This is a genomic window from bacterium, from assembly GCA_035281585.1.
Classification (GTDB): domain Bacteria; phylum UBA10199; class UBA10199; order DSSB01; family DSSB01; genus DATEDP01.
The window spans coordinates 1-9994 of record DATEDP010000084.1; the positions used below are offsets into that span (position 1 = coordinate 1).

A 9994-nucleotide genomic window follows, 5' to 3' on the forward strand; every position below is an offset into this window, starting at 1 on the left:
CTTGGTTTTTGGATTTCCGCGGCGAGTCCGGCATCGCCTTCAATGGCCAGACGCCGATCCAAGCCAACTATTTCTTCACCCAGCCGGTCGGCGCCCTCTCCGACGAGGCGCCGGTTTCGGCCTACGTTTACCGGCCGGGCAGCTCCGAGGACCCGCTTCGTTTCAACATCGGAATCCACGGTTTCAGCACCGGCTTTCGTTTCGCCCGCGATTTCCAGATCCGTTTCGGACGGCATCGTTACGATCAGCCCGAATACCAGCAACTGCTGATCGCCCATTCCTACAGCGCCCAGGTCAACTACGCCAACGTGACGATTCCACTGGATTGGCTCGGCGGTGAGTTTCGTTACGATCGCCGGCGACCGGAAGAGCCGGTGCGTCAGCTCCTCTTCAGTCTCGGCGGGCTGAACGGCGCCGATGGAACGGCCCTGGGCATGGCCCAAGGGCTGATCACCCTGGCCTTTGCCGAGGGGCGGGAAGCGCCGCGCCTGACCTTGACCGGCTACGCCAGCCTCCGCTCCAATCCTCAACCCGAGACCGGCCCGATTCCCGATCCGGGGATCACCCACGGCGAAGGCTTCGCCGCGACTTTCGATTACGGCATCTTCACCGGCGGAGCCGGCTTCGCCCACCGTTACGGCTCTTCGCACAACACGCTTGAGCTGGAGGCCACCGACGAGCGCCACGTCGGAACCTTGCTGGCCGATTTTCATCCCGGCGATTGGCGATTTCGCGGCGTGGTTTCCTTTCTGGGGCGGGCTTCGGCCCGGGACGCCGCGGTGACGCCGGCGGTGGCCGCGACCGAGACTCATACCGAATTCAGCGTCGGCTATTCGCCGGTCCAGGGCCTGACTTTCTCGCTGGGCTACCGCGGAGCTTACGGCGAGGACGGCGGAGCTCCCGGTCGAGACCTGTCGACCCACATGGGCTTCCTCGGAATGGCGACCAATTTTCAGGGCGAGGTTCCCTTTTCGGGAAATTAATCATGACGGCTCCCTCGATAGGCTCGCGCCTTTTACCCCGTCTTGGCTTTCATTCCGGCCAGGAGGACGAAGCCCCGCCGCCCGGCGCCGGTGAGCTCCTTCGCCTGATGATGTACGGCCATGCCCGGGTCGAGCTCACCCAGTTGACGAGGCCCGACGGAGCCGTGGCCCGCCAGATGGTTTGGAGCGTCGGTTTGCCGCCGATCGGCCGCTTGGCGACGCGAATGACCCTGAACGATTTCAGCGGAATGCCGACCGCGATTCACGGCGAGGTCATCCTCGGATGGAAGCCCTTTTCGGTAGGCGCCTCGCTCGGCCGGAGCCGGAAAGAAATTATCGTCACTTGGTTTCGTCGTTATCAGCCCTCGATCCTCACCACCAACCGCGAAATCACCCGGCTGGTGGTGCGGGGGCGAAATGCTGAGGTCCAGCATCTCGAGGAGTTGAAGCTTTACGGCCGTTCGCTCTCCACCCTCGAGATCGGGCGAGCGCATACGGTCCAATTTTCGCGGGAGCATTACCGGGAAGCCCGGGCCAGCCTCCAGCGTGAAGGTAGCGTCGAAGCCTCGGCCTTTTTGCGTCGCCATTATCCCCACGTCGACGAAGGGTTTCTGCGCCAAACCCTGCGGCGACCGCGTTTCAGCGCCATCGGCTTCGGCCTTGAGCTGGCGGCCACTTATGGAGCGGCCTGGGGACTTTCCCACTACCTCGACGAAGGGCCGCTTCGCCATGCCGCCCAGAACGGGGCGGCCTATGCTCTCGCCTCGGTTTTTCGCCAAGGTCTCGGCGGTTTGGCGCCGGCTCGCTTGAGTGGGGCCGTCGCCGAGGCGCTGCCGTTGGCCCTGATTCACGGCGGCTTGGCCGCCGGCGCCGACGCCGTTGGTCTGCGATTCCCTGGCCGTTGGCTGGCCGAGGACTTCGGCTCTTTGGCGATTTACGGCTATGCCCGTGGGGTCTTGTTCCCGCGCTTCCTGGCAACGGCTGCGGTCGCGGAGACAAGGCTCCTCGCGAGCGGCTCGCTCGCGGCCGAAGCCCGCCTGGCCTCGCGGCTTCATTGGGGCCTGACAGCGGCGCTCTTGCTTGGCGTCGCGGTCTACGCCCAGACTCGGCCGGCGGTGCCCTTGGCCTTGAGTTGGGAGGAGTTCGAGGCGCGGCACGGCGATGCCGAGCGGAAGCGTTGGAATTTGCGGCCTGGGCCCTGCGATCACCATTGGGCCGTGCCCTTGGTCGCCAGAATCTTGGATGGCGGGTCCGAAGGGCCGCTGCAGGAGGAAATCAACCGGATCGGCCCGCGGCTGGGAAGGGCCTTGGAGAGGATATCGCCCGGCCGCCGCGAGGAGCTCGCCGCCAGTCTCGGCGAGAACGGCCTCCGCGAGTTACTTTCGCTCTCCCGTGAATGCGATCCCGAGCTTTTTTGGGAAGGCTTGCTCCATTTGGCCCGGCGGCTCGAGCGGGCCGAAAAGTTTCAAGGTGCCGCGATGTTGCGTTATCCGATCCTGATCCAGAACGAATTTCCCGGCATCCGCCAGCGGGCTCGTCAGGACCAGGAATCTTTCTGGGTCTGAGCTCAAGGAGCGAAAAAGCCGCAACTATCGGGGGTTTTATGGCGAAGATGAATCATAGCCGTGAGCGCCGGCCGAATTTCTCGGCTTGACAGAAAAAACCGGCTACTTTAAGCAGAGCAAAGATGTATCAAGGTTTCGCTCAAATTTCTCTCCCCACCGTCGGCAGCATGGCCTGTTGTTGTGCCATGTGTATCGAGCCGGCGTCGTGCGGGAGGAGCGAATCCAACCTTTCGTAAGCCTCTCTCAAAGCCCATCCCTCGGGCGCCGGCCTAACCGAATAATCCCAAACCAAAGCTAAACGTTAACCCAAGCCCGCTTCATCGCGAGCTCGATGCCTTGGCCGGCATACGAAAGGAAATTTATGAGTTCCCCGTCCGAAAGAAACCCCCATTCTTCAATCGGCTCCAAACCGGAGCTTCCGGCTCAGGTCGAGCGGGAAATTCTCCGGGCCATCGAAGGCCTGGCCTACGGCTCGGTCGAGATCGTCGTTCACGATTCCAAAGTCGTCCAAATCGAGCGCAAGGAGAAGGTCCGATTCAATTGACCATCGAGCGCTTCCGGCCTTTCCGACCACGGGTGGCAGATTCCCATTTACAAAATATTTCCGCCTGACCGGACCGCCGGAAGCTTGATGGAAAATTGGAGATGATTCCCATGCGTTCCCATTTGCGAATTTTATTGATTGCGATTTTTCTAAGCGGACTGAGTTTCGGCGCGGCCGAAGCCAAGTCCAAGAGCTCCGCGCCCTCGCGCGAAGCCCTCCTCGAGCAAAGGCTCGAGGAGCTGGAGCAGAAACAAAAAGTCCTCGAGCGGAACCTCGAGCTGAAGGAAGAAGCCGAGAAGGAGAAAGCCAAGGATAAGCCGGTCATCAAGGCGAGCAGCGGCGGCATCTCGATCGGCTCGGCTGACGGCAACAACGAGATCCGCTTTCGCGGCCTCATCCAGGCCGATGCCCGTTTCTACCTGGACCGGGACGGGCAGGGCGCGGTCAACACCTTCATCGCCCGCCGGATCCGGCCCTATATCGAAGGACGCTTCGCCAAGCGCTGGGACTTCCGGATTATGCCCGATTTCGGCGAAGGCAAGGTGGTGCTCCAGGACGCTTGGATCAACACCACGATCTTCCCCGAGCTCAAGGTTCAGTTGGGCAAGTTCAAGGAGCCGGTCGGTCTCGAGCGCCTCGAATCGGCCTCGGCCCTCCACTTCGTCGAGCGCGGCTTTCCGACCGAATTGGCTCCCAACCGCGACCTCGGCGTGATGCTGAACGGCGAGATCCTCGATGGCGTGTTGAACTACCAAGCCGGCGTCTTCAACGGGGTCTTTGACGGCGGCAGCGCCGACTTCGACATCAACAACTCCAAGGACTTCGCCGGCCGGGTTTTCGCCCATCCCTTCAAGAAGACTTCGATCGAGCCCTTGCAGAAGTTGGGGATCGGCGTCTCGGGCAGCGTCGGTCAAGGCACCGGCACTTTGACCGATCCGCAGCTGGGAACCTACAAGACTCCCGGCCGCCAGACCTGGTTCAGCTACATCAATACCCCCGGCACCAACGTGGTCTTCGCCGACGGCGAGCGCTGGCGCGTTTCGCCCCAAGGTTATTATTACTACAAGGGCTTCGGCCTCTTAGGCGAATACATCGTCAGCAGCCAAAAGGTGAACGGGGTCGGCGCCGTCGCGCCGGTCGCCATCCAGAACCAAGCCTGGCAGATCGCGGCCAACTACGTGATCGGGGCCGACAACTCCTTCGGCAACATCAAGCCGCGCAAGCCGCTGGGCTGGAAGAAGGGCGGCACCGGTGCTTTCGAGTTCGGCGTCCGCTACAACGAAGCCAAGATCGACCAAGACGCCTTCCCGCTCTTTGCCGATCCCAACAAGTCGGCCCGCAAGGCCAAGAACTGGGGTGTTGCCTTTAACTGGATAATCAACGAAAACGCCAAGCTCTACATCGACTTCGAGCAGACCCATTTCGACGGCGGCGGCAAGGGCGGCACCGATAAGAAGACCGAAAATGTGATTCTCAATCGTTACCAACTGAACTTCTAAGCTGAAGAAGGAATTTTCATGAAAACATCGAACCGAATCAAGTCTCTCTTGCTTAGCGCCTCGCTGATCTTGGGACTCAGCGGCACCGCTTCGGCGGTCTCCCTGCTCAATGTTTCCTACGATCCGACCCGCGAGCTTTACCAAGACTATAACGCGGCCTTCGCCAAATATTGGCAGGCCAAGAATCCGGCGGCGCCGGTCGACGTCAAGCAATCCCATGGCGGATCGGGCAAGCAAGCCCGGTCCGTCATCGACGGATTGGAGGCCGACGTGGTCACCCTGGCCCTGGCCTACGACATCGACGCCATCGCCGAAAAGGGCCGGCTGCTGCCGGCCAACTGGCAGACCCGCTTGCCGAACAACAGCTCGCCCTACACCTCGACCATCGTCTTCCTGGTGCGGAAGGGCAATCCCAAGGGGATCAAAGACTGGAACGACTTGGCCAAGCCCGGCGTCTCGGTCATCACCCCCAACCCCAAGACCTCGGGCGGCGCCCGTTGGAATTACTTGGCGGCCTGGGCCTACGCCCTAAAGCAGCCGGGCGGCAGCGACTCCACCGCCAAGGAATTCGTAGCCAAGCTCTACAAGAACGTTCCGGTCCTTGACTCGGGCGCCCGCGGCTCGACCACGACCTTCGTCGAGCGGGGCATCGGCGACGTTTTCATCTCTTGGGAGAACGAGGCTCTGCTGGTGACCAAGGACATCGGCAAGGATAAGTTCGAGATCGTGGTTCCTTCGCTCAGCATCCTGGCCGAACCGCCGGTCTCGCTGGTCGACAAGGTCGTCGATAAGCGCGGCACCCGAGCGGTGGCTCAGGCCTATCTGGAGTACCTCTACACTCCCGAGGGGCAGGAGATCGCGGCCAAGCATTACTATCGCCCGCGCCTCGCGGCGGTGGCGGCGAAATACACGGCCCAGTTCCCCAAGCTCAACCTGATCACCATCGATGAAGTTTTCGGCGGCTGGAAGAAGGCCCAAGCGGCTCATTTCGGCGATGGCGGAACCTTCGACCAAATCTATCAACCCGGAAGCTGATCGAAAGAAGAGGTATTTTTATGAAACTGAAACGAATCCTGCTCGGCGCCACCGCGCTGAGCCTCTTGGCGGCTCCGGGGGCCCAGGCGGCGGTCAGCCTCTTGAATGTCTCTTACGACGTGACCCGGGAGTTCTACAAAGACGTCAACGCCAACTTCGCGACCTTCTGGAAGCAGAAGGCCGGCGAGGACGTCACTATCCAGCAGTCCCATGGCGGCTCGACCAAGCAGGCCCGTTCGGTCATCGACGGCCTGGAAGCCGACGTGGTGACGATGAATCAGCAGACCGACGTCGACGCCATTGCCGAGATCGGCAAGCTGATTCCGACCGATTGGCGGACCCGCTTACCCAACAACAGCGCGCCTTACACCTCGACCATTGTCTTCCTGGTGCGGAAGGGCAATCCCAAGGCCATCAAGGACTGGAATGACCTGGTGAAGCCGGGTGTCTCAGTCGTGGTGCCCAATCCCAAAACCTCGGGCAACGGCCGCTACAGCTACTTGGCGGCCTACGGCTATGCCTTGAAGACCAACGGCAACGATCCGGCCAAGGCCAAGGACTTCGTCGGCAAGCTCTTCAAGAACGTTCCGGTCCTGGACACCGGTGGAAGGGGAGCCAGCACGACTTTCGTCCAGCGCGGGATCGGCGACGTCCTGCTGACCTTCGAATCGGAAGTCCTGCTGATCAAGAAGGACGCCGGTGGTGAAGCCTTCGAGCCGGTGGTTCCCTCGGTCTCAGTCGAAGCCGAGGCTCCGGTGGCCTGGGTCGACAAGTACGTCAACAAACATGGGACTTTGAACCTGGCCAAGGGCTATCTCGAATACCTCTATAGCCCGGCCGGCCAGGAATTGGCCGCCAAACATTACCTCCGGCCTCGGTCGGCCGAAGTCCTGGCCAAGTATTCGGCCCAATTTCCGAAGATCGGTCTTTTCTCAGTTGACCAAGTCTTCGGAAGCTGGAAGCAAGCCCAGAAGGAGCATTTCGCCGACGGCGGACTTTTCGACCAGATCTACCAGACCGCGGCGAAATAAATCGACCGATGGCATTCAAGCGAAAGCATCGCGTTCTACCCGGTTTCGGGCTCACCCTGGGCTTTACGATCTTCTATCTCAGCGTGATCGTCCTGATTCCGCTTTCGACGCTGTTCTTGAAGACCGCCACCCTGAGCTGGGAGACCTTCGCCAGCACGGTGACGTCGCCGCGGGTCGTGGCGGCCTTCAAGCTGAGTTTGACCGCCTCGGGGATCGCCGCCATCCTAAATACCGTCTTCGGCCTCTTGGTCGCCTGGGTCTTGGTCCGGTACCGCTTTCCGTTGAAGCGGCTGATCGACGGCTTGGTCGACCTGCCTTTCGCCTTGCCGACGGCGGTGGCCGGCATCGCCTTGACCGCCCTTTACTCGGAGAACGGCTGGATCGGGCATTACCTGCAAAAGGTTGGCATCCAGGGGGCCTATTCGCGCTTCGGCATCGTCATCGCCTTGACCTTCATCGGATTGCCCTTCGTGGTGCGGACGGTCCAGCCGATCCTGGAGGAGCTCCGGCCGGAGAACGAAGAGGCCGCGGCCTCGCTGGGCGCCGGCCGGCTCCGGACTTTTTGGAAGGTGATCCTGCCCGAGCTCAAGCCGGCCTTGCTGACCGGCTTCGCCTTGGCCTTCGCCCGGGCCCTGGGCGAATACGGCTCGGTCGTTTTCATCTCGGGCAACATGCCCTTCAAGACCGAGATCACGCCGCTCTTGATCATGACCAAGCTCGAGCAATTCGAATACGCTCAGGCCACCGCGGTGGCGGTGGTGATGCTGGCGGTTTCCTTTCTCATTCTATTGTTCATCAACCTCGTCAATTGGAAGAGTCAGGCCGCGATGACGCGCTAGACCTGGGATCACTATGGCTTCGGTAATCAGTCGTTTGGGAAAAGGGGATGGCGGGGCGGCGTCGCGGGCTACCACCGAGTCGGCGCCGGTGCGTTGGCTCTTGATCCTTTTAGCCATTCTATTCCTGGGCTTTTTCCTGGTCGTGCCCTTGGTCGAAGTCTTTTCCAAGGCCTTCGCCGAGGGATGGAAGCTGTTCGCGGCTTCGATCCGGGAGCCCGAGACGATGTCGGCGATCCGGCTGACCCTGATCACCGCCGGGGTCGCGGTGCCGCTCAACATTATATTCGGACTGGCTTCGGCCTGGGCGATCTCCAAGTTCGATTTCCGGGGGAAGAATTTTCTCATCACCCTGATCGACCTGCCCTTCAGCGTGTCGCCGGTCATCTCCGGCATGATCTTCGTCCTGCTCTTCGGCGCCCAGGGCTTCTTTTGGCCGGTCTATCAATGGCTGTTCGGCCACTTGTTGAGCTTCTTCATTCAACAAAACTGGAGCTATGGCTGGATCGTCTATCTGATCGACAACCAGCCCAAGATCATCTTCCATCCCATCGGCATCATCTTGGCGACGATCTTCGTGACCTTTCCCTTCGTGGCCCGGGAGCTGATTCCGCTCATGCAGGCCCAGGGCCGGGAGGAAGAAGAAGCGGCGATGACCTTGGGCGCCGGCGGCCTGCGGACTTTCTGGAAGGTGACCCTGCCCAACATCAAATGGGGCCTGCTTTATGGGGTGATTCTTTGCAACGCCCGGGCAATGGGCGAATTCGGCGCGGTTTCGGTCGTCTCCGGTCACATCCGTGGCCTCACCAACACCATGCCTCTGCAGGTCCAGATCCTCTACGACGAGCATCAAACGGTGGCGGCCTTCGCGGTGGCTTCGCTCCTGGCCCTGCTGGCCCTGCTGACCCTGGCCGGCAAGGGCTTGGTCGAGTGGCGAGCCCACCGGGCGGCTTGATCCGCAACCTTGGAACTCACCGGACGATAATAGGCTAGGCTCGGGGTTTCTCTATCTTTCTTTTAGGGGGACCTATGGCGGAGCCATTCAATTCAACCAACAATACCAAACAATCATCCTTTTCCGATCCGTTCAGCCTCAGCGCTCATTTTTGGCCGAAGCAGGCGATTGCGACTCCCCTGAAGGGAGTCAGTCTCGAGGTTTCGTCTTATCCGCCGTCGGTGGTGGTGATGTTCGATGTGCTCACGCTGCTCCAAGGCGGGGGCGCCGCTGCCAAGGCGGGAAAAGCCGCGGCTCCAGCGGGCCGGGGTTTGGCCGCTCAGGCCGGCCGAGCGGCGACCAAGGCCGCTTCCAAGGCGGTCGCCGACGCGCTCAAGCCGGGTCAGGATATTTCGCTTTTGGAAGGTTTAAAAACTTTCCTCGCCGTGAATCCCAGTCTTAGCTTTTTGGCTCCGATGGTCGGTTTCGCCGAGCTCTTGAACAAGTTTTCATCTTTACAATAGGCAGGTGAAATCGTAACCCTGCTTCGTTAAACTCATGAACGAGGGGCAGAAAGCAGGGGTGTTGTGAAGGCACAATTTGCGCGGGCCGCGGACGAAAAAATCCAGTGGCTCCATTCTTCACCTTTCTTCATCGCTCACTTGATGCCGTTGCTGGCGCTTTGGACCGGAGCCACCCTCGGGGATTGGATTCTCTGCGCGGCTTTGCTCTGGGGCCGGATGTTTTTCATCACCGCCGGCTATCATCGGTATTTCGCCCATCGCAGCTACAAGCTGGGCCGGGTCATGCAATTCCTGATGGCCTTCGGCGCCATGACCTCTTCACAAAAAGGAGTGCTGTGGTGGTCGGGCTTGCATCGGCACCATCATCGCTACTCCGACCTGCCCACCGACATCCATTCGCCGAAGAAGGGCTTTTGGTGGAGCCATGTCGGATGGATGCTCTGCAAGAAGTACCATGTGCCGGATCACTCCTTGATTCCGGATTTCGCCAAGTATCCGGAGCTTCGTTTTCTGGATAAGTATTGGGCGTTGCCGCCGATTCTCCTCGGCGCGACGGTTTTCCTGTTCGGTGGCTGGAGCGCGCTCTGGATCGGTTTCTTCCTTTCGACGATCCTGCTCTGGCACAGCACCTTCTTCATCAATTCGCTGGCCCACGTCTTCGGCCGCCGCCGCTACGTGACCACCGACACCTCGAGAAACTCCTTCCTGCTCGCCTGCCTGACGCTCGGCGAAGGCTGGCACAACAACCACCACCACTTTCAGGCCTCGGCCAACCAAGGCTTCTTTTGGTGGGAGCTCGACATCACTTATTACATCTTGAAGGGGATGGAGGTCCTTGGGCTGGCCCAGGATCTGCGCAAGCCGCCCGAGGCGGCACTCAAGCGCAACTTGGTCAAAGACGGCATTCTCGATATCGGGGTTTTGAAGGAGCTGCCGGCCAAGGCCCTGGAAGTCATTGCGAACACCGCCCAACATACCAAGGAACGGATCGTCGAAGCGACCCAGCAAGCCGCCGAATCGCTGGCCAGCACCGCCCAGCAGAC

General features: G+C 60.8%; 10 protein-coding genes. All 10 read left to right on the forward strand.

What is annotated here, in order from left to right:
* A partial coding sequence (locus VJR29_06645) for a hypothetical protein (GenBank protein ID HKY63078.1) occupies positions 1–983 on the forward strand: 983 nt, incomplete at its 5' end.
* Between the two features lie 2 nt (positions 984–985).
* Positions 986–2548, forward strand: coding sequence for a hypothetical protein (locus VJR29_06650; GenBank protein ID HKY63079.1), 1563 nt, complete (start codon positions 986–988; stop codon positions 2546–2548).
* Between the two features lie 361 nt (positions 2549–2909).
* On the forward strand, positions 2910–3092 hold the full coding sequence (locus VJR29_06655; GenBank protein ID HKY63080.1) for a YezD family protein: 183 nt from the start codon (positions 2910–2912) through the stop codon (positions 3090–3092).
* Positions 3093–3202: 110 nt separating this feature from the next.
* A complete protein-coding gene (locus tag VJR29_06660) occupies positions 3203–4591 on the forward strand; it encodes a porin (GenBank protein HKY63081.1) in 1389 nt (462 codons plus the stop codon).
* Between the two features lie 18 nt (positions 4592–4609).
* Positions 4610–5626, forward strand: a complete 1017-nt coding sequence (locus VJR29_06665; protein ID HKY63082.1) for a sulfate ABC transporter substrate-binding protein — start codon at positions 4610–4612, stop codon at positions 5624–5626.
* Between the two features lie 20 nt (positions 5627–5646).
* On the forward strand, positions 5647–6657 hold the full coding sequence (locus VJR29_06670) for a sulfate ABC transporter substrate-binding protein (protein ID HKY63083.1): 1011 nt from the start codon (positions 5647–5649) through the stop codon (positions 6655–6657).
* Positions 6658–6665: 8 nt separating this feature from the next.
* Entirely contained in the window at positions 6666–7496 is an 831-nt protein-coding gene (gene cysT, locus VJR29_06675; protein HKY63084.1) for a sulfate ABC transporter permease subunit CysT, read from the forward strand.
* Positions 7497–7509: 13 nt separating this feature from the next.
* Entirely contained in the window at positions 7510–8448 is a 939-nt protein-coding gene (cysW, locus tag VJR29_06680; protein ID HKY63085.1) for a sulfate ABC transporter permease subunit CysW, read from the forward strand.
* Between the two features lie 74 nt (positions 8449–8522).
* Positions 8523–8951 carry a hypothetical protein gene (locus tag VJR29_06685; GenBank protein HKY63086.1) on the forward strand — a complete coding sequence of 143 codons (429 nt, stop codon included), beginning with the start codon at positions 8523–8525 and terminating at the stop codon, positions 8949–8951.
* 63 nt (positions 8952–9014) lie between these two features.
* A partial coding sequence (locus tag VJR29_06690) for an acyl-CoA desaturase (protein HKY63087.1) occupies positions 9015–9994 on the forward strand: 980 nt, incomplete at its 3' end.

What these genes read in the sequence shown, in the direction of transcription:
- VJR29_06650 (HKY63079.1), top strand. Translation starts at nt 986, where the DNA reads ATGACGGCTCCCTCGATAGGCTCGCGCCTTTTACCCCGTCTTGGCTTT.
- VJR29_06655 (HKY63080.1), top strand. Translation starts at nt 2,910, where the DNA reads ATGAGTTCCCCGTCCGAAAGAAACCCCCATTCTTCAATCGGCTCCAAA.
- VJR29_06660 (HKY63081.1), top strand. Translation starts at nt 3,203, where the DNA reads ATGCGTTCCCATTTGCGAATTTTATTGATTGCGATTTTTCTAAGCGGA.
- VJR29_06665 (HKY63082.1), top strand. Translation starts at nt 4,610, where the DNA reads ATGAAAACATCGAACCGAATCAAGTCTCTCTTGCTTAGCGCCTCGCTG.
- VJR29_06670 (HKY63083.1), top strand. Translation starts at nt 5,647, where the DNA reads ATGAAACTGAAACGAATCCTGCTCGGCGCCACCGCGCTGAGCCTCTTG.
- cysT (HKY63084.1), top strand. Translation starts at nt 6,666, where the DNA reads ATGGCATTCAAGCGAAAGCATCGCGTTCTACCCGGTTTCGGGCTCACC.
- cysW (HKY63085.1), top strand. Translation starts at nt 7,510, where the DNA reads ATGGCTTCGGTAATCAGTCGTTTGGGAAAAGGGGATGGCGGGGCGGCG.
- VJR29_06685 (HKY63086.1), top strand. Translation starts at nt 8,523, where the DNA reads ATGGCGGAGCCATTCAATTCAACCAACAATACCAAACAATCATCCTTT.